This window comes from Halosimplex aquaticum (assembly GCF_028747785.1).
Taxonomy (GTDB): domain Archaea; phylum Halobacteriota; class Halobacteria; order Halobacteriales; family Haloarculaceae; genus Halosimplex; species Halosimplex aquaticum.
The window spans coordinates 1,114,760-1,138,251 of record NZ_CP118158.1; the positions used below are offsets into that span (position 1 = coordinate 1,114,760).

A 23,492-nucleotide genomic window follows, 5' to 3' on the forward strand; every position below is an offset into this window, starting at 1 on the left:
GTAAATCGCGTTTCGGATGCCGGAACGATCAGAATTTCCGTTCAGGGCGTGCGTTTGACAACCAACCGCACGGAGAGATAGCAACCCACATTAACCACGGTTACGAAGATGCCGGGCATGAGCGCATCCCACGTCATCATCGGTGATGGCATCGCGGGGAGTTCGGCAGCGGAGACGATTCGGGAGGAGGACCCTGACGCGGACATCACCGTGATCACCGATGAGGGGGAGGCACTGTACAATCGGATTCTGATCAAGGAGTTCGCCAAGGGGAAGCTCCCCGAGGCGCCCATCTCTATCCACGAACCGGAGTGGTACGACGAGCGGGATATCGACCTCCAGCTCAACACGTACGTCACGACCATCGACACCGAGGCCAACGAGGTACACACCCACGAGGGCACCGACTACGACTACGACAAGCTCCTCGTCGCGACGGGCGGTACGCCCGCCAGCCTCGCGAGTTTCGGCATCGAGAACGCCGACGCCGACGGCATCGACCACTTCTGGACGTTTCAGGACGCCCGCTCGATCAAGGAGAACGTCGAGAACGCCGACCAGGGCATCATCGTCGGCGCGGGCCTGCTCGGCATCGACCTCGCGGCGATCTGCGGCGCGCAGGGTCTGGAAGCCAACTACCTGATGCGCGGTGAGTGCTGGTGGCGCTACGCGCTCGACGAGGAGGGCGCGGAGATCCTCCACGACGCGATGCGCGAACGCGGCGTCACCCCGGTGTTCGAGTCCGGCGTCGACCGCTTCGAGACCGACGAGACGGGGCAGGTCGAGGCGGCCATCGACCCCAACGGCGAGCGCTTCGAGGGCGACTGGGCCGGCGTCGCCATCGGGCTGAGCTTCAACACGGAGTTCCTGCAGGACACGCCCGTCGAGACGAACGACAACGGCATCGTCACCGACGAGTACATGCGGACCAACGTCGACGACATCTACGCCGCGGGCGACATCACCTGGTTCTACGACACCATCCTCGACGACATGGGCGAGAACGGGTCGTGGGGCTCCGCGAAGGAACAGGGCTCTATCGCCGGCCAGAACATGGTCGAGGACCTCCGCGATGGCGGCAGGACCGACGACCCCGAGGAGTTCCGCTGGGTCTCCTCGTACTCGATCACCCACTTCGACTTCCCGTTCCTCTCCTTCGGCCACCCGACCATCGGCGACGACGAGGCCAGCCAGAAGTACAGCGACACCGAGTGGCGCCGCCTCGCGTTCAAGGACGGCAAGATCATCGGCGGCGTCCTGATCGGCGACCTCTCCCAGCAGTCCAAGTACAAGAAGCTCATCCGCGAGGAGCGCGAGGTCGCCCAGCACAAGGACCTCCTCATGGAGGAGGACGTCGACATGGACAAACTCGAAGAAGCGGCGCCCAAAGCCGAGTAACGTCGCGGGTCGACCCGCTCGCCGCTCCCGTCCGCGCTCGTTTCCGTTCTTCCCGCTCGTTTCCGCACGTTTCCGCTCGATTTCCGTCCTTCCGGCCGAACCGCTATCGCGTTCCGACCGCGTCGCTCCCGGAGAGTCGTCAGACAGGCTGAATGATATAGATCCCTTTAAGTAAGAGAGCCTACCAATCCGGCTCATGTCAGTGTCGGTGGGTGACACGTTGGAGGACGCGGTGCAACGACTGATGACCGTCCCGGGGCTCCTGGTGCTGGTCCTGTTCCTCGGATTCAGGCTCACCAACCCGGTGATCTACGAGACGTTCTTCGCGCGCGGGATCGAATTCGCCCTGAGGGAAGCGGGGGGATACTCCATCAGGGAACTGGAACTGGAACTGATCGAGCGCGGGTACGACTTCCTACTTCCGCTCGTCGACGCGGTCGACAAGGCGGGAATGGACGTGTCCTTCCCGGTCGCCATCGCGCTGGTCTCGACGCTCCCTTTCATCGCGGAGCTCCTGCACGTCGTCGGGGTGCGGGCACTGGCGGCGCGAGACCCGAATAGCGTCCCTGTGGACGAGATCACGTCGGGTCTGCCTGGTGCATACGTGAAGTCGCTGGTCGCGAACTTCATCGCGCTGGTGTTGATCGTCCTCGGGACGCTGTTCTTCCTGGTCCCGGGTATCGCGCTGGCGGTCCTGTTTTTCTTCGTCCGCCACCGGATCGCGCTGGCCGGCGACGGGGTCTTCGAGGCTATCTCCCAGAGCTACGCGCTGGTGAAAGAGAACGCCACCCAGATGATCGTCCTCGGGATCGTCTTCTGGCTGTCGTGGGGCGTCGCGTGGTTCGTCGCCGGGCTGATCCCGCTCGGCGACCTCAGCGGGCCGTTCCGTCGGGCGGTCGAGACGGGCGTCATCGTCTTCGGCATCTCGATGCTGACGAGCGCGTACCTGCAGGCGGTCGGCGGCGTCGCAGGACAGGCGAGCGCCGCGCCGGCCGGCCAGAGCGACCGCCTCGGGGCCTGATCGAAGCCGTTTTCCACCCTGCTGTCCGTCTGTCGAGTATGGACAGCGGCGGCAGCAGCGACATGACGCTCGCGTTCGACCTGGACGCGCTGAAGGAACTGGCATATCCCGACCGAGTGTTCCAGGACGCGCGCCAGTGGAGCGAGTACGTCGGCGTCGTCTCCGAACAGCCGACCTACGTCGTGACGAACTTCACGCGCAAACACCGGATCCGCCAGGACTTCTTCTCGGGGCCCCGCTCGCGCGCCGAGAGCCTCGAGAACGTCAAACGCCAGTTCGGCACCGAGCGCCACGTCTTCGTCGGCACCGGCGACGAGGACGCCGACCTGGCCGAGGAGGTCGACTGGGAGTACCTCGCCGTCGAGGACGCCGCCGAGGCGGCCGACTGGGAACTGGGCGAACCCGAGGTCCCCGAGGACGCGGCCGGCGACGACGAGCGCGACGACTGGCCCTGAACCGGCGTTCCGGCGCGGGCGAGCGCCGTGCCCGCGCGGTGAGAGGCGGCGGCGATTCGCCTGCTCGAATTCCGTTCGTCCGCGTTTTCCGTTGATTCTGGGTGATCGTCGACGCTTGCTGTTGCTTGGAGTGGACTTTCTAACTGACATTCCCATCGGCCGAACGGAACGGCACAATGTTCTATCACGAAGGAGACCAGCTCCAGTATCAGGTCGAAGTCGAGGAACCGGACCCGGAGTTCGCGAAGATGCTCCAGGAAGGGATCGGCGGCGTCGAGGGCGAGCTCCGCGTGGCGTTGCAGTACATGGCCCAGGCGATGGGGCTGCCCAAGACGGAGAAGTTCAAGCCGTATCGGCGCGCGCTGATCGACACGGCGGCCGAGGAGTTCGGCCACATCGAGATGTACGCGACGGCCATCCACAAGAACCTGCAGGGGTCGTCGACGTCCGTCGGCGGGGATCCGACGAACTACCAGCCGCGACAGTACCTCACGGCGGGGCTGAACCCGCTGTTCACCGACGCGAACGGCACGCCGTTCAACGGGAACTACGTAATGGCGAGCGGCAACCTCGCGGCGGACATGACCGCCAACATCGCCGCCGAGTCGACGGGGCGCCAGCTCGCCTGTCGGCTGTACAACATGACCGACGACCCGGGGATGAAGGACATGCTGTCGTACCTCATCGCCCGCGACACGATGCACCAGAACCAGTGGATACAGATCCTGAAGGACCTGGGCGACTCCGAGGCGGCGTTCGACGCGTTCCCGATCCCAGACAGCTTCCCCGACGAGGCCGAGAACCAGGAGTTCAACTACGCGTTCATGTCGACGAACCTCGACGAACAGCCCGACCCGGAGACGCCGTGGACGACGGGCATTTCGCCGGACGACGAGGGGACGTTCTCGTACATCACCCAGCAGGACCTCGACGGGTTCGACCCGAAGATCGAGAAGTCCGACCCGGCGACGTTCAACAGTCCGGTCCCGCAGGGCGAAGACACGCTGGCGACGGAAGAGAACGGCGGGGGAACGGACACCGGGACTGACACGGGAACGGACACCGGGACTGACACCGCAACCGACTCCGGGGGCGGCGAGTGAACGGAGTCCGCGATGACCGAACGTGAGCCAGCGGCGGACGACGGCGGCCCCGGGTCGGTCTCGCGGCGCGACTTCCTGCTGACGACCGGGACGGTCGCCGGCGCCGGGCTGTCAACGGCGGCAGTCACCGGTCGCGGCGCGGCCGCGCCGACGGTCGCCGCGAGTCCCGCGGAGCACGCCGCTGCCCGGGACGCGGTCAAGCGGGCCGACGCGGCCGTCGCGGTCGAGCGAGCGGAGACCACCGACGGGCTTGAGCGGTTCGCCGCCGGGGAGGTCGACGCCCTGGTTGGGAGCAGGCCGATGCTTCCCTCGGAGCGCGCTCGCGTCGCGGACGAGGGCGTCGACTACCGGGGTCGCGAAATCGTCTCCGGCGCCGCCGTGCTTCGGCCCCCGGAGTCGTCGTGGGTCGAGTGCCTCTCGCCGAGCGGTATCGCCGGGACGTGGGCCGGCGACGGGCCGGTCGAGACGTGGGCGGAGGTCGACTCCGGCGTCTCCCGGATCGCGGGGGCACTGACCCGGACTGTCGAGCGCGGTTCGGAGGGGCCCCCTGGAGGCGAAGCGTCCTCGGCACCGTCAGCTGACGTGCTCGTTCGCGGCAGTCGGGCGTACCAGTACGCCGTGGGCGCCGGCGGCGTCGGGTACTACGAACCCGGCGACTGGCTGGTCCGGACGACGGCCGGTGACGTGGACTCGGCGACGCCCGTCGTCCGCCTCGCGTACCTGTACGCCGACCGGGACGCGCTCTCCCGGTCGACCGTCGGCGAGTTCGCCCGGGCGTACGAGCGACGGGTTGCGGAGGGAATCGGCGACGTCACTTACGCCGAGCGGCCGTTCGGACCGGCGTAGACGACCGTCGCGGGCGCAGTTCGACACAGACAGCGAGACCACACCGATGACAGGCGAGACAGCCGAGACCACGGGATCTGACGAACCGACCGCAGAGCGCCGCGGAGACGGGCCGGTCGCCGTCCCGCGGCAAGTCCACTGCGAACTACAGACGCTCGGGCAGATGGGGGTCGACCCCTTCGAGGAGGGGATCCTCGACACGCTCGACCGCTACAACTTCCACGCGGCTCGGGAGTGGGCGCTCGACAACCCGGACCGGTACGTCCGGGCGGTCCGCGAGGGCACTGTCGACGAGACGTTCGCGGAGACGACCACCGGCGGCGACTGACGAGCGGATCCGACCGAGAGAGTGCTGGACCAGCCGGCGTCGCCAGCCGAAACCACCGGCGACGACTGGCCTTGACTCCCGCTCGGTCACACAGCGCCGTCGAGGCGGTCGAGGACCCGTTTTCTCCCGACGTACACGGCGAGCGATCCGACGACGACGGCCGCCGAGACCGCCGCGAAGACGACGAGTTCGCCGTCGGCCAGTCGCTCGCCCGCGAACGCCGCGACCAGGAACGAGGGCGTCCGGCCGACGGCGACGAGCGCGAGGACCGTCCGGAGGCGCAGTTCCGAGAGGCCGGCCACGAAACACAGCAGGTCGTCGGGAAACACCGGCAGGAGGAAGAGGACGAACAGCCCGGCGGCCCCGCGGCGGTCGACGAACCCGTCCCACCGGGCGAGCGCCGCGGGATCGACGACGCGTTCGACGTAGGGCCGCCCGTAGCGCCGGCTCGCGGTGAACGCGATCGCCGTCCCGAGGAGGACGCCCACCATGCTGTAGACGGTCCCCGCGACCGTGCCGAACGCGTAGCCCGCGCTGGCGCCGATGACCTGTCCCGGGAGCGGTGCGAGGACGACCTGGGCCGTCTGGAGGCCGACGAACGCGGCGGGCGCGAGGGGACCGAGCGCCGATACTTGCGCTCTGACCCAGATCGGGTCCGTGACCTGCGGAAACAGCGCGAGGACGCTTACCGTCGCGCCAGCGAGAACGCCGGCGAGCGCGAGGCCGCGGACCAGCGCGTCGCGACGGGCCGCGGGCGAGCGAAACACCCGCGCCGTCGATTGATCGTCCGCGTCGTCCGCCGAATCGTCGGTGTCGTCGGAACCGGCGGCCGCCATCGTCACAGGAACGAGAGCGTCTTGCGGGTCGCCGCGTTCACCATGCGACCCACGTAGCGCAGCGCGGGGACCCGCCGGCCGACCGCCTCGGTCCGCCCCGCGCGCATCGCGTCGAGCACGGCGCCATGCGTGACCGATCGCCCGGCGTCGATCGCCACTTCTGTGGCGGCGTTGCCGACGCTGGCGGCGGTGTGGGCGTCACTGCCACCGAACTCCGGGAAATCGTGCCGGGCGGAGAATCGCTGGGCCTGCGCGTTGCGGACGTTCGTGAGCGTGTGCGCGTTGTAAACCTCGATCCCGTCGACCGCTTTCACCGCGTCCCGGGCGACGCCGTGGCGGGACCGCTGGAACGGGTGCGGAACGACCGCGATCCCGCCCTGCCGTCGGATCTCGCGGGCGGTCCGCGCCAGGGGACGGCCGGGTGCCGGCGCGTCGTCGACGCCGATCCCGAGCAGGTGGCCGTGCGCCGTCGACACCTCGCAGCCGCGGATCACGACTGGGTCGTCTGGGCCGGCGAGCGATTCGGCGATCCGTGCGCCTTCGACGGTGTCGTGGTCGGTGACGACGACGCCGTCGAGGTCGCTCCGGCGCGCCGCGGCGAGGATGTCCTCGGGCGGCGTCTGGCAGTCGTGGGAAGCGACCGTGTGGAGGTGCGCGTCGATCCGGACGCGACGAGCGTCGGTTCCGTCGGTCACGCCTCTCACATGTACCCCCAGTGGAGTCCGATGGCGAACCCGCAGGCCACGAGCACCCCGATCGCCGCGAGCATGTGGCTGCCGTCGGTCTTGTAGGCCTTGTAGTCCGAGACCATGAGCGGACAGGCGGCCGCGATCGTCACCCCCGCGATCCACCCGTTCCAGGGGGCGACGAACGCCGCGAGGAAGTAGTTCGCGACGACGACGAGGTTCGTGTGGACGACAGTCGTCCCGTGGTAGAAGGAGGTCCCGCCGTCGCTCCCGAAGCCCTCGCTGTTGTGACGGACCAGCCGGAGGCCACCGAACGAGAGGACCAGAAAGCCGACGACGAGGGAGGCGACTTCGGCGGGAGCGAGGGCGACGTGAAACAGCAGCGCGCCCGGGACGAGGTAAACGAACACGTCGATGAACGAGTCGATCTGTCGACCGAACGGGGAACTGGCCCCGGTTCGCCTGGCCCACCAGCCGTCGAGTTTGTCGAGGCCGAACCCGGCGAACATCGCCAGCAGTCCGAGGTTCGGCTCACCCCCCAACAGGAGGAGCGTGCTCCCCCATCCGACGAACAGCGCCGTCAGACTCACGTAGTCCGCTCCGGTCAACCGCGCCAACACGTTCGTCCTCCCGCTCGCGTCGTGAACGACCCGGTCTGACTGTTCGACCCGGCGCCAGGCGCCCCGCACGGCCCGCAGGAGTGATCCGGTCATCCCTCGGGCGAACCCACGACGCCGTCGAATATAAAAATACTCTGAGAATTATTTACTCAGTACATGTCTATATAGCTATGTCCGGAACGTAGCTCTCGGCATCACTCTATCTCCGCGACCGACCGGGTCGAGAGGGGTCCGAGGCGGACGTAGCGGTGCGCGCGCTCGGCGACGAAGCCGTGTTTCTCGAAGAGGGCGCGGGAGGGTCTGTTGTCGAGCGCGACGAGCGCGGTCGCCCGGTCGGCGTCCCGTTCGCGCGCCCATTGGCATGCGGCGCGCACGAGGGCCGAGGCGACGCCGCGCTGGCGGTGCTCGGGCGCGACGAACACGCGTCTGATGTAGGCGCCGTCGAACGACAGGCGCCGTTCGAGCGGGTGGATCCGGTGGGTCGCGTCGGTCGAGCAGAACAGGTAGCCGACCGCTTCGTCGCCGTCGGTGGTCGCGACCACCCGCTCGCCGTCGACGAGTTCGCCGACCGGGGCGTCGAGCGCTGCGACGCGGCTGGGATCGACCTCGCCGACCGAAACGCCGGAGGGCGGGTCGGGGGACGGGACCGATTTGGGGTCGGCGACGTACTCGCGCATCCAGGTCGCGGTGACGCCGACCGCCGCGAGCCCGTCGTAGACGGTGCGACCGTACCGGTTCCGGGTGAGCCGCCAGAGTCCGGTCATCCGTGCGGCGCGTCGCCCGCTCGCAGAATAAAGCTCCGGGTGGCGGTGACCGACGCGCCGACGGGGTCATCGGATCGGAAGCGTCCGCTGGAGGGCGGCGACGACCGCGCCGAGGCGCTTGCGAACGAGGACGTAGCCCGCCGATCCGACGAACAGCGCCAGCACGGTGCCGTCGGCCGATCGACCGGTCGCGGTGGAGAGGACGGTGACGGCCGCGAACGGCGCGGCGAACAGCAGGTCCGCCGGCGCGCCGGAGTACGGGACGACCCGCCGCGGTCGGTGCCACCGGCCGAGGGCGTGGTTGTAGACGCCCCGTTCCGTCGTCGGGTTCCACGGCTCGTGCTCGGCGCTACCTCCGAGCACGTCGGAGCTCGCGTGCAGTGCAGCGCCGCCGAGAAAGACGGCCGCGGCGACGGTCCACTGTGTCGGAACGGCGATGGCCATCGCCCCGGCGACGACTGCGCTCACCGGGCCGAGGACCGGGAAGTGGAGCGTGCGCCGGTGGACCGCGGCGAGGTCCAGGTCCGGGGCGACCCCGCCGAGGAACGCGACCGTCAGGACCACGGGGGCGGACACGTACTCCGAGAGGACGGGCAGCGCGAGCGTCGCGGCCGCGAGCGCGACGAACCCGTGCGTGGTGGCCATCATAGCGATACGTATCGCTATTGACGGCTGGATACTGATAAAGAGCGCGGCGGGCGGGGGCGTTCGGGCGGTGGCGGAGGGGCGCAGGCGGGCGCTCGGTCCGGACCGCGCGGCCGGTCCCGTTCGGTCCCGATCGCGGCGTTTAAACGGCTGACAGCGGTACCTCCGACAATGGCAGAGCCGCGCGTCCCCGGGAGCGAGGGGGCCGACATCGAGTTGCCCTGCGGCGAGACCGTCGCCGTCCACGACCTGGACATGGGCCTGCGCGAGTACGAGTGCGCCTGCGGCGACGACCACGCCGTCGTCATGGACGTCCACCCGCTCGGGCGGTTCGTCCCCGAGTTCCTCGTCGAGGTGCTCACCGAGACCATCGAGACCGCCGACGAGTTCCCCGAGTTCACGACCGCCCACGTCATGGCCAGCGTGATGGAGGAGTTCCCCCAGGAGGTCGTCGTCGAGGACGTCTCCGAGGACGGCCAGGCCGGGTTTTCGATGGTCTGGCTCACCGACTTCGACGCGCGCCGGCTCCACGAGGTCGTCGTGGAACTCGTCGTCGAACTCATGGACCACGCCGTGAGCCACGCCGACGACGAGGAGGCCGCCGCGCAGTTCGAGCAGTGGCTCCACGAGTTCGACGTGCCCGCGTTCGTCGACCAGTACCGCGAGGAGCGCGAGTTCGAGACCGAACACGACTCCGCGGTCTGAGCCGCCCCGAACCCGACTCTCGCTCGGCCGATGTCTCTGGCTCGTTCGACGCCGCTCGCACGTCTGACGGTCGTCTGACGGCGTTTGATAGTGTCGGCGCCCGGAGGTGTCCGCATGCGCATCCGTCAGCGCGAGTTCGAGCGGATCCGCTCGGTGCTCCGGGAGGCCGACGCCGAGGAACCGCTGACGGCGCGCGAGATCCTCGACGTGCTGGAAGCCCACGGCGAGGAGTTCGACAGCGCCCACCGGGTCGCAACAGTCCTCGGCCGTCAGGCGCAGTCGGGCGAGGTCGAGATCGTCCGCGAGCAGCCGTTCCGGTACCGCGTGACCGACCGGAACGGGTGATCGCTTCGACGCCGCGACTGGTCGCCCGTCGCGGTCTACCGAGGGAAGCCTCCGTCCCGAACCGTCGATGATTTATGCATCGTCGCGCTGGTTTCGGTAGCGACGCAACCGCCGCGTCGAACCCCGCTGGTGACCAACCGGACCGCCGAGACGCCCCTCGGACCGTCGTCGGCGACGTCGTTTCTCCCCGAATCCGTCGGACAGGCGGACGACGCCCGCAGAATACGATTTTCGAAACTCGGTTTCGATATCCGTATTCTATCGCCGGGCTTATTACGATGAACGGACTCTCCCCGAGTAATGACACAGGAAGAGGACCGTACGATCTTGCTCATCGGGAGCGGCCCGATCAAGATCGGGCAGGCGGCCGAGTTCGACTACTCGGGGGCACAGGCGTGTCGCGCGCTGCAGGAAGAGGGCGCCCGCGTCGTGCTCGTCAACTCGAACCCGGCGACGATCATGACCGACCCGGAGATGGCCGACGCCGTGTACATCGAGCCGATCAACACGGAGGCCATCTCGGAGATCATCCGGAAGGAGAACCCCGACGGCGTCATCGCGGGCCTGGGCGGCCAGACCGGGCTCAACGTCACCGCGGAACTCGCCGAGGAGGGCGTCCTCGACGAATACGACGTCGACGTGATGGGCACGCCGCTGGACACCATCTATGCCACCGAGGACCGCGACCAGTTCCGCCAGCGCATGGAGTCCATCGGCGAACCGGTCCCCGAGTCGATCACCATCGAGTCCATGGACGAGGTCGAGGACGCGGTCGAGGCCGTCGGCGGCCTCCCGGTCATCATGCGGACGACCTACACGCTCGGCGGTGCCGGGTCGGGCGTCATCGACGACATGGACGAGCTGAAAAAGGCCGTCCACAAGGGGCTCCGCCTCTCCCGGGACGACCGCGTGATGATCACGGAGTCCATCGACGGCTGGATCGAACTGGAGTACGAGGTGATGCGCGACGCCGACGACTCGTGTATCATCATCTGCAACATGGAGAACCTCGACCCGATGGGCATCCATACGGGCGAGTCCACGGTCGTCACCCCCTCGCAGGTCATCCCCGACGAGGGCCACCAGGTCATGCGCGACACGGCCCTGGACGTCATCCGCGAACTCGGGATCCAGGGCGGCTGTAACATCCAGTTCGCCTGGCGCGACGACGGCACGCCCGGCGGCGAGTACCGCGTCGTCGAGGTCAACCCGCGCGTCTCGCGCTCCTCGGCGCTCGCGTCGAAGGCGACCGGCTACCCCATCGCCCGCGTCACGGCGAAGGTCGCGCTCGGCAAGCGCCTCCACGAGATCGAAAACGAGATCACCGGCCAGACCACCGCCGCCTTCGAGCCGGCCATCGACTACGTGGTCACGAAGGTCCCGCGCTGGCCCAAGGACAAGTTCGGCGACGTCGAGTTCGAGCTCGGCCCGGCGATGAAGTCCACCGGCGAGGCGATGGCCATCGGTCGCACCTTCGAGGAGTCGCTGCTCAAGGCGCTGCGCTCCTCGGAGTACGACCCCGCCGCCGACTTCTCGACGGTCTTCAACGACGAGCTCGAAGACCACTACCTCGAACGCCCGTCGCCGGACCGCCCCTACGCGATCTTCGAGGCGTTCAGTCGCGGCTACACCGTCGAGGAGATCCGCGAGATCACCGAGATCCGCGAGTGGTACCTCGAACGGTTCAAGCGCATCGCCGAGGCCGCCGAGGCCGCCCAGAACGGCGACTACCAGGAAGCGGCCGACGTCGGCTTCACCGACCAGGAGATCACCGCGCTGGCCGGCGGCGAGTTCAACGACACCCACGCGTCCTGGCTCCCGGTCGTCGAGGGCCCGGACGCCCCCGACGACGACACCGCGATGGCCGACGGAGGGGCCGAGGCGGAGTCCGCCGAGGCCGCCAGTTCGCCCGGTCCCGACGCGACCGTCGACGAGGTCGACGACCAGACCTCGGACCGCGACTTCAAGCTCGTCGACACCTGTGCCGGCGAGTTCGCGGCGACGACGCCGTACTACTACTCCTCGCGCGACCCCATCTCGGGGCTCGGCCGCGACGAGGTGCAGGTCGACCGCGACGTCGAGAGCGTCGTGGTCGTCGGCGGCGGCCCGATCCGCATCGGGCAGGGCGTCGAGTTCGACTACTGTTCGGTCCACGCCGTCCGCGCGCTCGAAGAGGTCGGCATCGACGCGCACGTCGTCAACAACAACCCCGAGACCGTCTCGACGGACTACGACACCTCGGACGGGCTGTTCTTCGAGCCAATCACCGCCGAGGAGGTCGCCGACGTGGTCGAAGAGACCGGCGCCGACGGCGTGATGGTCCAGTTCGGCGGCCAGACCTCCGTCGACATCGGCCACCCGCTCGAAGCGGAACTCGAACGCCGCGGCCTCGACTGCGAGATCATGGGTACCTCGGTCGACGCCATGGACCTCGCCGAGGACCGCGACCGCTTCAACCGCCTCATGGACGACCTCGGCATCGCCCAGCCGCAGGGCGGCTCCGCCACCAGCGAACAGGAAGCGCTCGACCTGGCCCACGAGATCGGCTACCCGGTCCTCGTTCGCCCCTCGTACGTCCTCGGCGGCCGCGCCATGGACATCGTCTACAGCGACGAGGACCTCAAGGAGTACATCGAGGAAGCGGTCCGCGTCAGCCCGGACAAGCCCATCCTCGTCGACGAGTTCCTCGAGGACGCCGTCGAACTGGACGTCGACGCCGTCTCCGACGGCGAGAACGTCCTCATCGGCGGCATCATGGAGCACGTCGAGTCCGCCGGCGTCCACTCCGGCGACTCGGCCTGCATGATCCCGCCGCGTTCGCTCGGACGCGACGTGAACCGCAAGGTGCGGCAGGTCACCGAGGACATCGCCCGCGCGCTCGACACGGTCGGGCTGATGAACGTCCAGCTGGCCGTCAAGGACGGCGAGGTGTACGTTCTCGAAGCGAACCCGCGCTCCTCGCGCACGGTCCCCTTCGTCTCGAAGGCGACCGGCGTCCCCATCGCGAAGCTCGCGGCGAAGGTCATGGCCGGCGAGACCCTCGAGGACCTCGACGTCCACGAGCAGGTCCCCGAGCAGGTCTCGATCAAGGAGGTCGTCCTGCCGTTCGACCGCCTGCCGGGTTCGGACCCGCGCCTCGGTCCGGAGATGAAGTCGACGGGCGAGGTCATGGGCACCGCTGACAGCTTCGGCAAGGCCTACCAGAAGGCCCAGATGTCCGTCGGCAAGCCCATCCCGCTCGAGGGCACCGCCGTCGTCGACCTCTCCGAGAGCGAGTTCCCCGGACGCGAGACGGAGGCCGGCGAGGAACTGGTCGAGGGCTACGCCGAGCACTTCGACCTCGTGACGTTCGACGACGAGGACGAGTTCGTCGCGGCCATCGAGAACGGCGAGGTCGACCTCATCGTCTCGCGCCAGCGCGCCCCGCTCCAGACGGCCGTCGAGGAGGAGATCACCTACTTCTCGACGCTCGCGAGCGCCCGCGCGGCGCTGGAAGCCATCGAGGCCGCCGACGAACCGCTGGACGTCCAGCCCGTCGGCCAGCGCGTCAAGCGCGACGAGTACTGGGGCCAGCCGAAGGAAAACTGAACCGCGAACGGACACCCGATCGCCGCTCGCGGTCCTGACCGCTTCTCTCTCGGTCTTTTCGTTGATTTCGCTCTCTCCACTGTAACCGTTCGATCCGCGGAACCGAACCCGCCGCGTTCAGGCTTCGGGGTCGGGGCCGTAGAGTTCGACTTCGAGGAGTTCGAGCGCGTTTCGCTCCTCGTCCACGTCGGAGTGGTGACGCTCGCCGGTGATCTCGACGATCTCGCCGAACGCGTCCTCGACGCGGGTCACCCCGGCGAGGGCGACGGTCACGCTCCGTCCCTCGGTCGGGTCGAACGTGATCGCGTCGTAGGCCAGCGTGTGGCCGACCTCGCCGCTCCAGACCTCCTCGCCGTCGACGGCGACCCGGATCGGGTAGCCGGTCGTCCGGTGGTTCGCGACTTTCAGCCGCACTTCGCCGACGGCCGTCGCTTCCCCGAGGTCGAACCGGATCCAGGCGTCCTCGGGGTCGCCGCGGCTCTCCCAGCTACTCAGTTCGTCGTCGTCGATCGCGTGGGCGGCCTCCTCGGCGTTCGACCCCGCGCTGACGTCGACCACGGGGAGCGGTCGGCGTTCGCTCTCGTAGGCCAGCCCCTCGGGGGTCGGCCCGCGATCTAGCTTCGACGGGAGGTCCTCGCCCGGTAGGTGGGGCGTCAGTCCGCCGCTCGTCTCGACCGGTTCCGTCTCCAGTTCGACGGTGTCCGGCGCGAGCCCCTCGCTCCGGGCGGTCACCGTTACGGTCCCCGCCTCCCGCGTCGAGCGGATCAGCACGCGGTTGACGCCGAGTTCGACCGGGAGCTCCTGCGAGAGCACGTGGTTCTCCGGCCCCTTCGCGATGCCGCCGCGCCACTCGGCCGGCCCCTCCAGATCGAATTCGATCTCGTCGAAGGCGGTCGGGTGTCGCCGGCCCTCGTCGTCGACGACTTCGACTTCGACGAGCGCGAGGTCGTGGCCGTCGGCGCGCCAGCCGGTCGGGCCGGTCCTCGGCGTCAGTTCGACCGCCACCGGCTCGCCGACCGTCTCGCGGACGTCCTGGCAGACCCGTTCGCCGGCGTCGTCGTAGCCGACGGCGCGAAGCGTCCCGGGCTCCCACGCCACGTCCTCGAACGTGAAGACGAAGCGGTCGGAGCGGTCGCCGTAGCCGAGTGACTCGCCGTTGCGGAACAGTTCGACCGACTCCGCGCCGGAGATCACGGTCACGTCCCTGACGGTGTCGGGCTCGTAGTTCCAGTGGCCCAGGATCGCGGCGCCGGGGTCTTCGACCTCGACCCAGCCGTCCCAGATCGCCTCGTGCGCCCGGTAGGCGTCCTTGGGGACCCGCATCGGGTCGACTTCCCCGCTGCGCCGGTAGTTCTCCTCGCCGCGGTAGTGGGTGTTGGTGTCGCTGAAGACGATGTTCAGCGCGCCTGAGCTGACCCTGCGGCCGGTGCCCGGCCGCTCGCGCCAGTACTCGTACCACCGACGGACGTCCTCGACGGCGAACGAGTCCTGATTGCGGTTGTAGCGCTCCCCTTCGCCTTCGCCGGCGCCGTCCTCGTGGTAGGGCGGCGAGTCCTCGTCCCAGTAGCGGCGCAGTCCCTCGCTGCGGTTGTACTCGGTGGCGAACATCGGCTTGTCCGCGCTCTTGTTGACGTAGAGCATCTCACCGCCCCACTCGGCCACGTCGCTGTCGAGCATCTCGCGACAGCCCATCGCCCGGCCGCCGTGGGGGTCGAAGCGGTCGCGGAGCCGGACCAGCTCGCGCATGTGCTCCTCGCTGATCACCTCGTTGCCGCCCTCGTAGAACAGCACGCTCGGGTTGTTCTGGTTGTAGACGATGGCGTCGCGCATCAGCTCGACGCGCTGGTCCCACTGGCGGCCCTCGACGTCGCTCTCGGCGTCGCCCGCCGGGAGGAGCTGGATCAGTCCGACGCGGTCGCAGGACTCGACGTCCTGCTTCCACGGCGTGACGTGCATCCAGCGGACGGCGTTGGCGTTGCCCTCGACCATCAGGCCGTTGCTGAAGTCGCTGAGCCACGCGGGGACGCTCCGGCCCACCGCGGGCCACTCGTTGGTCGTCCGCTGGGCATAGCCCTTGAGCTGGATCGCGCGGTCGTTGAGTTCGATCCTGCCGTCCTCGAAGGCCGTCTTCCGGAACCCGGTCCGGGTGGTCACGGTGTCGACCACCTCGCCGTCGACGGTGAGCCGGGTGACGACGTCGTAGAGGTAGCCGTATCCCCAGCTCCAGAACTCCAGATCCGCCACGTCCTGCGACGCTTCTACGGTCGTCGTCGCGCCCGGCGGGATCACCCGCTCGTTCCCCTCGAACGCCGCGACCGTCTCCCCGTCGGTCTCCCGGAGTTCGACCTCGTACCGGACCGCCCGCGGTTCGTCGTGTTCGTTGCGGATCTGCGACTCGGCGTTGACCTCGGCGGACTGTTCGTCGACGTCGATGTCGTCGGCGTACACGTAGACGCCCGTCGTACCCAGCCACGAGTACAGCGGCAGCGTCTGGTAGAGCCGGTCGGTGACGTGCAGTTTGACGTTCTTCGTGATCCCGCCGTAGTTCGCGTTGAAGTTGTGGTCGGCCCACTGGTAGCGCTGGCCGGTCGCCTGTTCCTCGTAGTCCCAGTCGTTGTCGACCCGGACCGCGAGCACGTTCTCTTCCGGGGCGGGGTCGGCCAGTTCGGTCAGGTCGAACCCGAAGGCCATGACGCCGTTCTCGTGGCGGCCGACGAACTCGCCGTTGAGGTACACCTCGGCGGCCTGCCGGACGCCCTCGAACTCGACGAAGACCTTCTTCTCCGCGGCGTCCTCGGGCAGCGTGAACCGCTTGCGATACCACGCGACGCCGGTCGAGAGCCCGTAGATGTCCTCCCGGAACGCCTCGTCCTCGTTCCAGGCGTAGGGCAGGCTGACCCGGTCCCAGGCCGAGTCGTCGAAGTCGAGCGCTGCTGCGTTCTCGGGGTCGCCGACGTGGACTCGCCAGTCGGGGTTCATACTGTACGTCTCTCGGCGTCTCGTCGCGGTATCGTGGCGTTCCATCGTGATCGGTGTGTGACTTGCAGAACGTGGCGCTGTGGTACCACTTAGCAATACCGGTCAGCCCGGTGGCGGGAAGGTCCCGGACTGGATTCGAGAGGACACCGGCGGCCGTCGCAGACGGAACTGCCGGCCGTGGGTCTTTCCGTCCGATGCCCCTACTGCGGGTATGGCCTATCGAACGACGATCGGATGGTCGCTCCTCTCCTCGGGTGTCGTCACGATACTGCTCGGCGTCCTCCCCGGCGGCGACTTCATGTGGGGGATCGCGCTCATCGTCCTCGGCGTCCTCGTCCTCGCGTACCGGCAGTGGTAGCGAACCGGCGACCGCCGGCCCGCCGCGGTCGCGTCACTGGCCGGCCGTGAGGTTCAGCCCGACGATACCGACGACGACGAGACCGACGAACGCGACGCGGGCCGGGCTCAACGGCTCGTCGAAGAGGACGACGCCGAGCGCCGCCGTGCCGACGGCGCCGATGCCGGTCCAGACGGCGTAGGCGGTACCGACCGGCAGGGTCTCGACGGCCTTCGCGAGCAGGACGACGCTGATCAGCATCGCGACGCCCGTCGCGGCCGTGGGGACCGGTCGGGTGAGCCCCTCCGAGTACTCCAGGCCGATCGCCCAGGCGATCTCGAACAGGCCCGCGATCCCGAGCAGGTACCAGGACATGTCGCGGCCTTTCGGCGGGTCGGGCCTGTGCCTTCCGGTTCGGTACGCGGAGGGCGACGCGCGACGGACCGGCGCCGTCCAGTCGGGGGAGAACCGTCGGTGTTTATATTCTGGATATGTGATGTACTGGTATGGACGACATCTTCGTGGCTCGACTGATGAGTTCGGGCATCCAGACGGTGGGGCCGGACACGCTCGTCGAAGACGCGGCCGAGCAGATGCTGACCCAGGAGATCGGGTCGCTGGTCGTCGTCGACGACGACAACCGGCTGCTGGGCATCCTGACGACGACGGACTTCGTCGACATCGTCGCCAAGAGCAAGCCGAAGGCCCAGACCACCGTCGAGCGCTACATGACGACCGACGTCATCACGACGTCGGCGCAGGCCTCTATCGTCGACGTCGCGGACACGATGATCGAACACGGGATCCACCACGTCCCCGTCGTCGACGACGACGAGGGCGTCATCGGCATGATCTCGACGACGGACCTCACGGGCTACATCTCGACCGTCCAGACGCCGTCGCCCGCTTGAGGCGACTGGCGGCCGTTTCGCGCCCTCCCTGCAATCGTGGGTTGTGAAGGCCCTCCTCCGAAGAACCAGCGTAGATCGACGTCGAGCGACTATCGAGGCATTGTGACGTCCCCGCGGCGGGGGCCTGGTAGACCTGCAGGGTCCGATCGCGGTGGACAACCGGAGCGGCCGGCACACGGCACCGTCCTGACAGCGGACGCGACGTAGCGCTGTATCTGACAGAAAGAGCAACACCTTTGTGGGGGCGTTCGCCTCTCTGGGGTATGAAGCGCCGCGCCCTCCGTATCGCCGTCTTCTGCATCGTCGCCGCGTCGTGTCTCTACCTGGTGAGTGGGTATCTGAGCTACTCCAGCGCGGCGAACGCGGCGGCGAAGCAGGCAGAGGTCCCGTTCGAGGACCGCGAGCAGATCGTACCGCCGCGGGACAACGTCACCGTGATCACCGGGCAGGGGTTCGCCGACCGGGCGAGGGACTCGCTCACAGCCTTCGCGCCGGACGGTCGCGTCCTCTACTACCACGACGAGTACAACAAGTACCAGGACGTGGACCCGTCGCCGAAGGGCCGGTACACCGTCACCGTCGTCGCCTCCGAGTTCGTCTACCCCGAGGAGTGCGACGCGTCGGTGCGGCGCTGCGTCCGCGACAACATCCTGCGGATCAACCTGACGACCGGCGAGACCGAGACGCTCTACAGCATCGTCGCGCCGGCGCTGTACAGCGAGAAGATCCACGACGTCGATAGGGTCGGGCCGAACAGATTCGTCGTCGCCGACATCGTCCACGACCGGGTGTACCAGCTCAACACCTCCACCGGGATGCACGAGTGGTCCTGGCAGGCGATGACCGAGTTCCCCCGCAGCGGCGGCGGCGAGTGGCCCAACGACTGGACCCACCTCAACGACGTCGAGATGCTCCCCGACGGGCGTGTCATGGCCTCGCCCCGCAACCAGGACCAGGTCGTCTTCATCGACCCGGAGACCGGGCTGCAGGAGAACTGGACGCTCGGCGCCGAGAACAACTACTCGGTCCTGTACGAACAGCACAACCCCGACTACATCCCCGAATCGCGCGGCGGCCCGGCCGTCGTCGTCGCCGACTCGCACAACAACCGGGTCGTCGAGTTCCAGCGGCGAAACGGCTCGTGGGAGCAGTCCTGGCAGTGGTCGGACGACGACATGCAGTGGACTCGGGACGCCGACCGCCTCCCCAACGGCAACACCCTCATCGTCGACTCCAACGGCGGCCGCGTGCTCGAAGTCGCCCCCAACGGGTCGGTGGTGTGGAACGTCACCCTCTCCAGCGCGTACGACGCCGAACGTCTCGGTACCGGCGACGAGAGCGCCGGCGGGTGGAGCGCCGCCAGTCAGAACCTGACGAGTTCCGGCGAGATCGAACGGGACACCGACAACGACGACAGTGGCAAACTCATCGACCTCATCGGGCTGAAACGGGCGTTTCTCCGGATGGCGCCGGCGAAGCTCATGTCCGCGGCCGTGTTCCTGGTCCCGCCGTGGATGCGCGTGTGGCACGTCGCCGCCATCGGCATCAGCCTGGCGTCGCTGTTCGCCCTGCTCGTCGCCGAGTTCCGCTGGCGCTACGACCTGTCGATGCAGGTCCGGGACGGGATCGACCTGAGACGGAAGGGCCCGGGCGGCGACTGACAGCATTCGCGAGCGCTCGGCGAGACCATCTTTTTCGCGGCGCCGGTCCAACACGGCGTATGGCCCTGCCGAGCTACTCCGAGTACTGGAACGAGATCGAACCGAGTCTGTTGATACTGATCGGATTCGTCCTCTTCGTCTTCCCGGAGCCCGCGACGTCCGTCCTCGGCGCGGGGCTGTTGCTGTTGGGCGCGTCCTGGTGGTTCTACGAGTGGGAGCGGTAACCGGGCGGAGAATCGGCGAGCGGGGTGGGGCGGTCAGTTCGTCCGCGTCGCGACGGAGTCGTCCTCGGCCATCGCGAGCACGTCGTCGAAGAAGTCCTTCGAGTCGTTGGGGCCAGGGTTGGCCTCGGGGTGATACTGGCGGGTGAGGATGTCGAGTTCGTCGTTTTCCAGGCCCTCGGGCGTGTCGTCGTTGACGTTGATCTGGGTGACTTCGAGGTTGTCGCCGGGGTCGGCGACGGTGTAGCCGTGGTTCTGGGTGGTCATGACGACGCGGTCGGTCCGCAGGTCGCGGACCGGCTGGTTGACGCCGCGGTGGCCGAACTCCATCTTCTCGGTCTCGCCGCCGAGCGCGTTGGCGACGACCTGCTGACCGAGGCAGATGCCGGCGATGGGCGTCTCGCCGACGTAGCTGTCGACGAGTTCGTTGGCCTCGTCGAAGTTCTCCGGGTCGCCGGGGCCGTTGGAGATGAAGAGGACGTCCGGGTCGAGCTCGGCGACTTCGTCCTCGGTGGTGTCGTGGGGCATGAGGTGGACCGTCGCGTCGCGCTCGACGAGCGACGTGATGATCGACCCCTTCGCGCCGCAGTCGATGAGCGCCACGTCCGCGCCGTCGCCGTCCTCGTTGTAGACGACGGTCTCGGGCGTGGTGACCTGGTCGCCGATGTCGACGTGGTCGCTCATGTGCTTGCACTGGTCGAGTTCGTCCAGCGCGTCCTGCTCGGTGACGCCCTCGCCCGCGGCGATGCCGCACTTCATCGCGCCGGAGTCGCGGATCTCGGTGACCAGATCGCGCGTGTCGAGCTTGTCGACCGCCGGGACGCCCTCCGCTTCGAGCCACTCGGCCACGTCGTCGGTCAGGTCGCGCGCGACGACGCCGCGCGGGTGGACGCGGTCGGACTCGAATCGCTCCTCTCGGACCCCGTAGTTCCCGATGAGCGGGTAGGAGAAGGTGAGAATCTGCTCCTCGTAGGAGGGGTCGGTGAGGCTCTCCTCGTAACCCGTATACGCTGTCGTGAAGACCAGTTCGCCGCGAGTCGTGCCCGGAGCGCGAGCGCGCGCCTCGACGACGCGTCCTCCCTCCAGTGCCACGTAGGCGTCCGTCATTACGAGATGCGTATACCATCTCCGTGCATAAGCCTTGCTTTCGAAGCCAGGTTACGAAATTCGTAACGGTCAAGTGGGGGCGCGGGGAAGCCACCGGTATTCGATGGACGACCTCGACAGGCAGATCCTGAACATCCTCCGACGGGACGCGCGGACGCCGTACACGGAGATCGCGGACAGCGTGGGGACCTCCGAGGGGACCGTCCGCAACCGCGTCGAGTCGCTCGTCGACGAGGGCGTCATCGAGCGCTTTACCGTGGCGACGCGGACGGGGAACGTCAAAGCGATGATCGAGGTCGGCGTCGACGTGAGCGTCGACACCCACGACATCAGCGAGCGCGTCGCCGAGTGGCAGGAGGTCGACTTCGTCTGGCAGGTCTCCGGCGAGGAGGACGTCGTCTTCGTCGTCGACGCCCAGGACACCGAGCGCGTCAACGAGATCATCACCCAGACCCGAGAGCTGGAGGAAGTCGTGAGCACGAAGACCAGACTGATTCTGGACGAGCGCGTCGGATAACGGACTCGCCCCGGAGCCGACCGAGCGCGACCGCCCCGTGACCAACTCGTCGACCGAGGTTCCCTCTTCTCAGCCGGGGACCGCTCGCTGTAGCGCGTCGCGAGCGCCGTGGATCGCGTCGTACATGGGCAGCAACAGCCTGTCGGTGAGGTACGTCTGTCGCCGGGGTTCGACCCGCCCGTCCCGGATCGCGTCGACGACGCTCTCGGGCGTGAGATCGTCGGCGTAGACGAGCGTGTGGACGCGGCCGAGTTCGAACGGGAAGTGGGCGTCGCTGCCGCCGACGACGGGTATCTCGCGCTCGTCGGCGATCCGCTCGATCTCCGCCCGGCGTTCGGGGTGTTTGCCGTTGACCTCGACGGCGTCGAACGGCGCGTCGACGTCCGCGACGGTGCTGTTCCGGAACGGGTGGGCGATGACGGCCGCACACCCGCGGTCGTGGGCGTCTTCGACGACTGCCGCGGGGCTGCTCCTGTCGCCGTACGTCCGATCCGGGGGGTCCGGACCGACGACGAGGACGTGGCCGTTGCGGGTCGTCACCTCGATGCCGGGGACGAACAGCGGGTCGTCGTTCAGGTACGGGACGCGGTAGTTGTGGTTCGTGAGGGCGAGCCCGTCGATTCCCCTGTTGCGGGCCGACGCGGCCATCAGCCTCGCTCCGTACGGATCGAACGCCGTCGGGGCGCCACGCGGGTTGTGGAACGGCCGCGTGTGCAGGTGGAGGTCGACTGCGAACACGTGCTAGCAAGGGGCGATAGTCGTAAAGACCTGCCGTCCTTCGTGTTCACATGCGCCGCGTCATGGTCCGAAACCCGACCGGCGGCGACGGGACTGACGTCGAGACCGCCCGCGAGCGCGCGAGCGAACGGGGTATCGATGTCCGGGACAGCGACGAACCCGGAGACGCCGTGGCGCTGGCCCGAGCGGCGGCCGCAGAGGCCGACCAGATCATCGCCTGCGGCGGCGACGGCACGGTGAACGAGGTTGTCCGCGGCGTCGCGGCCGCCGACGCGCTGGACGACGTGGAACTCGCCGTCGTCCCGGCCGGGACGGGCAACAACTTCGCGGCCAACCTCGGGATCGAGTCCGTCGAACACGCGTTCGAGGTCGCTGAGACGGGCGAACGCCGGCGGCTCGACCTCGGCGTCGCCGACGACGCCCTCTTCGTCAACTCCTGTCTGGGCGGCCTGATCGCGGAGGCCAGCGAGGACACCGACGACGAAGCGAAGGCGCGGATCGGCTCGCTCGCCTACGCGCTCCAGACGCTCTCGGACGCCCGTCAATACGAGGGGCCGCTGCTGGAGATACGCGCCGGCGCGTCCCACGACCCGCTGTGGTCGGGCACGGCGCTCGTGTTGCTGATCGGGAACGGCCGACGCTTCCTCGGAGGGGGCCGCACTCAGGCGAACCTGGAAGACGGGCGGCTGGAGGTCGTGATCGTCGAGCAGGCCCCCGCGATCGACTACCTCGCCGAGGGTGCGCTCCAGCGGCTACTGAAGCGGGACGCCTCGCACCTCACGCGGCTCACCACGGCAGAACTCCTCGTCACGACGACCGACCGGCCGATGGCGTTCAGCTTCGACGGCGAGATCGTCGAGCGCCAGTCGATCGACGCGAGCGTCCGCGAGGGGGCGATGCGGTTTCGCGTCGGCGACGCGTACGAACCGGAGCCGGCGCCCTGGCCGCCTGAGTGACGTGGATCGGCCGGCGCCCGCGTCGGGGCGGACCGCCGTGAGTCGAAGACTGTTTGAACCCGCTCTCCAATGTAAACCTCATGAGTTCGGAGGACGCGGGGGCTTCCAGCGGTCCCGACGACGCGCCGGGTACCGGTGCGAACGACGAGTACCACGAGAACGCCGAGCAGGCCGTGATCGCCGTCGACGAGAACGACGAGGAGCAGGGCCTGGTCAATCGACTCGACGCGCACACGGGCGATGGGACGCGCCACCGGGCGTTCACGTCGCTGCTGTTCGACGAGGAAGGCCGGATCCTGCTCGCCCAGCGCAGCCCGAAAAAGCGCCTCTGGGACACCTACTGGGACGGCACGGTCGCCTCGCATCCGGTGCAGGGCCAGACCCAGGTCGAAGCGACCCGCCAGCGCCTCGAAGAGGAACTCGGCGTCACGCCGGACCAGTACGACGACCTGCGCGTGACCGACCGCTTCGAGTACAAGCGGTACTACATGGACGAGGGCGTCGAGCACGAGGTCTGCGCGGTGCTGAAGGCGACCCTGCTCGACACGTCGCTCGACCCGGACCCCGACGAGGTCGGCGGGCTGATGTGGGTCCCCTACGAGCGCCTCTACGAACACCCGCGGTGGTACCGCCAACTCCGCCTCTGTCCCTGGTTCGAGATCGCGATGCGCCGCGACTTCGAGTGAGGCGGCGGCGCGCTCTTTTCCGGCCAAAACTACATTCGA

25 protein-coding genes are annotated in these 23,492 nt (G+C 68.3%); 16 read left to right on the forward strand and 9 right to left on the reverse strand.

What is annotated here, in order from left to right; translation table 11 throughout:
* Positions 1 to 117 precede the first annotated feature (117 nt).
* The 6 genes from PSC72_RS05500 to PSC72_RS05525 all read left to right on the forward strand — a co-directional run bounded on the left by PSC72_RS05500 (position 118) and on the right by PSC72_RS05525 (position 5,151).
* A complete protein-coding gene (locus PSC72_RS05500; RefSeq protein ID WP_274324891.1) occupies positions 118 to 1,398 on the forward strand; it encodes an NAD(P)/FAD-dependent oxidoreductase in 1,281 nt (426 codons plus the stop codon).
* 196 nt (positions 1,399 to 1,594) lie between these two features.
* The gene (locus PSC72_RS05505) at positions 1,595 to 2,419 is read left to right on the forward strand and encodes a hypothetical protein (protein WP_274324892.1); all 825 of its coding nucleotides are present in this window, start codon (positions 1,595 to 1,597) and stop codon (positions 2,417 to 2,419) included.
* A 38-nt stretch (positions 2,420 to 2,457) separates the two neighbouring features.
* Complete coding sequence (locus tag PSC72_RS05510) at positions 2,458 to 2,874, forward strand: DUF7124 domain-containing protein (RefSeq protein WP_274324893.1); 417 nt, start codon at positions 2,458 to 2,460, stop codon at positions 2,872 to 2,874.
* A gap of 176 nt (positions 2,875 to 3,050) precedes the next feature.
* Positions 3,051 to 3,977 carry a manganese catalase family protein gene (locus PSC72_RS05515; protein WP_274324894.1) on the forward strand — a complete coding sequence of 309 codons (927 nt, stop codon included), beginning with the start codon at positions 3,051 to 3,053 and terminating at the stop codon, positions 3,975 to 3,977.
* Positions 3,978 to 3,989: 12 nt separating this feature from the next.
* Positions 3,990 to 4,823: a type 2 periplasmic-binding domain-containing protein gene (locus PSC72_RS05520; protein WP_274324895.1), complete on the forward strand. Its 834-nt coding sequence runs from the start codon at positions 3,990 to 3,992 to the stop codon at positions 4,821 to 4,823.
* Positions 4,824 to 4,869: 46 nt separating this feature from the next.
* Positions 4,870 to 5,151 carry a hypothetical protein gene (locus tag PSC72_RS05525; RefSeq protein WP_274324896.1) on the forward strand — a complete coding sequence of 94 codons (282 nt, stop codon included), beginning with the start codon at positions 4,870 to 4,872 and terminating at the stop codon, positions 5,149 to 5,151.
* Between the two features lie 86 nt (positions 5,152 to 5,237).
* Here PSC72_RS05525 and PSC72_RS05530 read toward each other — a convergent pair whose 3' ends face one another.
* From PSC72_RS05530 to PSC72_RS05550, 5 genes are all read right to left on the reverse strand, one after another.
* Complete coding sequence (locus PSC72_RS05530; protein ID WP_274326144.1) at positions 5,238 to 5,987, reverse strand: TVP38/TMEM64 family protein; 750 nt, start codon at positions 5,985 to 5,987, stop codon at positions 5,238 to 5,240.
* A gap of 2 nt (positions 5,988 to 5,989) precedes the next feature.
* The gene (locus PSC72_RS05535) at positions 5,990 to 6,682 is read right to left on the reverse strand and encodes a PHP domain-containing protein (RefSeq protein ID WP_274324897.1); all 693 of its coding nucleotides are present in this window, start codon (positions 6,680 to 6,682) and stop codon (positions 5,990 to 5,992) included.
* A gap of 5 nt (positions 6,683 to 6,687) precedes the next feature.
* On the reverse strand, positions 6,688 to 7,386 hold the full coding sequence (locus tag PSC72_RS05540; RefSeq protein WP_274324898.1) for a CDP-alcohol phosphatidyltransferase family protein: 699 nt from the start codon (positions 7,384 to 7,386) through the stop codon (positions 6,688 to 6,690).
* 101 nt (positions 7,387 to 7,487) lie between these two features.
* Positions 7,488 to 8,057, reverse strand: a complete 570-nt coding sequence (locus PSC72_RS05545) for a GNAT family N-acetyltransferase (protein ID WP_274324899.1) — start codon at positions 8,055 to 8,057, stop codon at positions 7,488 to 7,490.
* 66 nt (positions 8,058 to 8,123) lie between these two features.
* Positions 8,124 to 8,705 carry a metal-dependent hydrolase gene (locus tag PSC72_RS05550; protein WP_274324900.1) on the reverse strand — a complete coding sequence of 194 codons (582 nt, stop codon included), beginning with the start codon at positions 8,703 to 8,705 and terminating at the stop codon, positions 8,124 to 8,126.
* 168 nt (positions 8,706 to 8,873) lie between these two features.
* Between PSC72_RS05550 and PSC72_RS05555 the strand changes: the two genes are divergently transcribed.
* The 3 genes from PSC72_RS05555 to carB all read left to right on the forward strand — a co-directional run bounded on the left by PSC72_RS05555 (position 8,874) and on the right by carB (position 13,340).
* A complete protein-coding gene (locus PSC72_RS05555) occupies positions 8,874 to 9,407 on the forward strand; it encodes a DUF5815 family protein (protein WP_274324901.1) in 534 nt (177 codons plus the stop codon).
* Between the two features lie 114 nt (positions 9,408 to 9,521).
* Complete coding sequence (locus PSC72_RS05560; protein WP_274324902.1) at positions 9,522 to 9,752, forward strand: hypothetical protein; 231 nt, start codon at positions 9,522 to 9,524, stop codon at positions 9,750 to 9,752.
* 300 nt (positions 9,753 to 10,052) lie between these two features.
* Positions 10,053 to 13,340 carry a carbamoyl-phosphate synthase large subunit gene (carB, locus tag PSC72_RS05565; protein ID WP_274324903.1) on the forward strand — a complete coding sequence of 1,096 codons (3,288 nt, stop codon included), beginning with the start codon at positions 10,053 to 10,055 and terminating at the stop codon, positions 13,338 to 13,340.
* A gap of 117 nt (positions 13,341 to 13,457) precedes the next feature.
* Here the strand turns inward: carB and PSC72_RS05570 are convergent, their stop codons facing one another.
* Positions 13,458 to 16,319 carry a DUF4982 domain-containing protein gene (locus tag PSC72_RS05570; protein ID WP_274324904.1) on the reverse strand — a complete coding sequence of 954 codons (2,862 nt, stop codon included), beginning with the start codon at positions 16,317 to 16,319 and terminating at the stop codon, positions 13,458 to 13,460.
* A 211-nt stretch (positions 16,320 to 16,530) separates the two neighbouring features.
* Here PSC72_RS05570 and PSC72_RS05575 point away from each other — a divergent pair, with 211 nt between their 5' ends.
* On the forward strand, positions 16,531 to 16,677 hold the full coding sequence (locus PSC72_RS05575) for a hypothetical protein (protein ID WP_274324905.1): 147 nt from the start codon (positions 16,531 to 16,533) through the stop codon (positions 16,675 to 16,677).
* A gap of 33 nt (positions 16,678 to 16,710) precedes the next feature.
* Here PSC72_RS05575 and PSC72_RS05580 read toward each other — a convergent pair whose 3' ends face one another.
* Complete coding sequence (locus tag PSC72_RS05580) at positions 16,711 to 17,031, reverse strand: DMT family transporter (protein ID WP_274324906.1); 321 nt, start codon at positions 17,029 to 17,031, stop codon at positions 16,711 to 16,713.
* A 131-nt stretch (positions 17,032 to 17,162) separates the two neighbouring features.
* Between PSC72_RS05580 and PSC72_RS05585 the strand changes: the two genes are divergently transcribed.
* From PSC72_RS05585 to PSC72_RS05595, 3 genes are all read left to right on the forward strand, one after another.
* Positions 17,163 to 17,567 carry a CBS domain-containing protein gene (locus tag PSC72_RS05585; protein ID WP_274324907.1) on the forward strand — a complete coding sequence of 135 codons (405 nt, stop codon included), beginning with the start codon at positions 17,163 to 17,165 and terminating at the stop codon, positions 17,565 to 17,567.
* Positions 17,568 to 17,830: 263 nt separating this feature from the next.
* On the forward strand, positions 17,831 to 19,228 hold the full coding sequence (locus PSC72_RS05590; RefSeq protein WP_274324908.1) for an aryl-sulfate sulfotransferase: 1,398 nt from the start codon (positions 17,831 to 17,833) through the stop codon (positions 19,226 to 19,228).
* Between the two features lie 59 nt (positions 19,229 to 19,287).
* Entirely contained in the window at positions 19,288 to 19,452 is a 165-nt protein-coding gene (locus tag PSC72_RS05595) for a hypothetical protein (RefSeq protein WP_274324909.1), read from the forward strand.
* 33 nt (positions 19,453 to 19,485) lie between these two features.
* Here the strand turns inward: PSC72_RS05595 and carA are convergent, their stop codons facing one another.
* Entirely contained in the window at positions 19,486 to 20,556 is a 1,071-nt protein-coding gene (carA, locus tag PSC72_RS05600; protein WP_274324910.1) for a glutamine-hydrolyzing carbamoyl-phosphate synthase small subunit, read from the reverse strand.
* Positions 20,557 to 20,659: 103 nt separating this feature from the next.
* On the opposite strand from carA, the gene PSC72_RS05605 reads away from it, so the two are divergent.
* Complete coding sequence (locus PSC72_RS05605) at positions 20,660 to 21,073, forward strand: Lrp/AsnC family transcriptional regulator (RefSeq protein ID WP_274324911.1); 414 nt, start codon at positions 20,660 to 20,662, stop codon at positions 21,071 to 21,073.
* A gap of 69 nt (positions 21,074 to 21,142) precedes the next feature.
* On the opposite strand, the gene PSC72_RS05610 is transcribed toward PSC72_RS05605, so the two are convergent.
* Positions 21,143 to 21,811, reverse strand: a complete 669-nt coding sequence (locus PSC72_RS05610) for a PHP domain-containing protein (protein ID WP_274324912.1) — start codon at positions 21,809 to 21,811, stop codon at positions 21,143 to 21,145.
* A 50-nt stretch (positions 21,812 to 21,861) separates the two neighbouring features.
* On the opposite strand from PSC72_RS05610, the gene PSC72_RS05615 reads away from it, so the two are divergent.
* Entirely contained in the window at positions 21,862 to 22,767 is a 906-nt protein-coding gene (locus PSC72_RS05615; protein WP_274324913.1) for a diacylglycerol/lipid kinase family protein, read from the forward strand.
* An 80-nt stretch (positions 22,768 to 22,847) separates the two neighbouring features.
* Positions 22,848 to 23,453 (forward strand): NUDIX hydrolase, encoded by a 606-nt coding sequence (locus tag PSC72_RS05620; protein ID WP_274324914.1) that lies wholly within the window; start codon positions 22,848 to 22,850, stop codon positions 23,451 to 23,453.
* Positions 23,454 to 23,492 lie beyond the last annotated feature (39 nt).